The 1,562-nt window shown below is 66.7% G+C and carries 2 protein-coding genes; both read right to left on the reverse strand.

Annotated features, from left to right (window positions below):
* Window positions 1-1,294, reverse strand: a 1,294-nt coding sequence (locus V7Q81_RS16030; RefSeq protein WP_333845337.1) for an FCSD flavin-binding domain-containing protein, incomplete at its 3' end; no start/stop codon positions are given.
* A 20-nt stretch (window positions 1,295-1,314) separates the two neighbouring features.
* Window positions 1,315-1,562, reverse strand: a 248-nt coding sequence (locus tag V7Q81_RS16035) for a c-type cytochrome (RefSeq protein WP_333845339.1), incomplete at its 5' end; no start/stop codon positions are given.

The following is a 1,562-nucleotide window of genomic DNA, read 5'->3' on the forward strand; positions in this document are numbered from 1 at the left end:
AGGCGAGCATGTCGGTCCAGATGTTCTGGCCCCAGGCCCAGGCGTACTGGGCTTCGAGCTCATTGCGGGCGCTGGACAAGCCTCCTGCCCCCTCTACGGTGACCATGGTCTTCTTCTCCGGGTCGTACTTGTGCACCGAGGCCACATGCATCGCCTCCCGGTCGGAGACGTAGCTGTAGCAGGTGTTGGCAATCAAGGGCTCGCGGTTGACCTCCTGGCCGTTCAGGAGCGCCACCACCGCCGCAGCGCAGATCTTGCCGTGCTGGTTGGCCATGTGGCCGGATTTGGGCATGGCCGGCGCCGACTGGGTGGCATCGCCCAGCACGTGCACCCCCTTGGCCACTTTCGACTCGTAGGTGAGAAAGTCCACCTCGCACCAGCGCTCGTTGGCCGTCACCAGCCCCGCCTGCTTGGCAATCGCCCCGGCCCGCTGGGGCGGCACGACGTTCAAGACGTCGGCTTTGACGTTTTCGAACTGCAGCTTGGCAGTCAACGTGGCCACGTCCACATCCACCAGCTCGCTGTTCGCCCGGTACTCGATCATGCCCTTGTAGAGATCCTCCCAGGCCTTGGTAAAAAGCCCCTTCTTGGAGACGATGTCGGGGTTCGCATCCAGGATCAGGATCTTGGAGCGGGGCTTGGCCTGCTTGAAGTAGAAGGCGACCAGGCTCACCCGCTCGTAGGGCCCCGGGGGACAGCGGTAGGGCATCTTGGGAATGGCAATCGCGTACACGCCCCCGTCGCCCATCGCCTCCAATTGGCGGCGCAGGGCAAGCGTCTGGGGACCCGCCTTCCAGGCATGGGGCACCCGCTCCTGGGCGGCCGCGCTCGTCAGGCCCGGAATCGTCTCCCACATGAAGTCGATGCCCGGGGCCACGATCAGCCGATCGTAGGAAAGAGGATTGCCCCGGGCAAGACGCACCTGGCGGCGCTCCAAGTCGAGGGCCGTCGCCTCATCGCGCACCAGCCGCACGCCCCAGCGGCGCTCGAGCGTGTCATAGGGGCGGCTGATCTCGGGCAGCCGCCGCACACCGGCCAGCACCAGGTTGCTCAAAGGGCAAGAGACGAACTCGGGCTGGCGTTCCACCAACGTGACCTCAATGCTCGGGTCCCACAGCCGCACGTACTTGGCCGCCGTCGCCCCGGCAAAGCCTCCGCCCACCACCACCACCCGCCCTTTGGAGGCCGCGCCCGGCCCCATTCCCGGGGCCGCACAGCCCTTCAAACCCGGCAGCGCCGCCGCCGCGCCAGCCCCGCCCAAAAGCTTCAAAAACTCCCGTCGGTCAATCCTCATGCTCGCCTCCTCCGCCGTCTTCAGGGTTTTTGCTTGGCAAAATACGCGGCAATGCGCTCAAGCTGCGCGTCGGTGTAGCCCTTGGCGTGCTGGTGCATCACCGTGGCCGGCTTGCCTCCCTCCTTGAAGGCCTTGAGGGCTCGATACAGCTCCTCTTTGGGCTTGCCCGCCAGCGCCGGCATGCCCCCCACGGCACGCCCCTCCGTCCCGTGACAGGCCGCACAGCTCGCCGCCCAACTGCGCGCTTGCAGGTCTTCAGCGGCGTGGC

Source organism: Pelomicrobium sp., assembly GCF_036803785.1.
Taxonomy (GTDB): Bacteria; Pseudomonadota; Gammaproteobacteria; order Burkholderiales; family UBA6910; genus Pelomicrobium.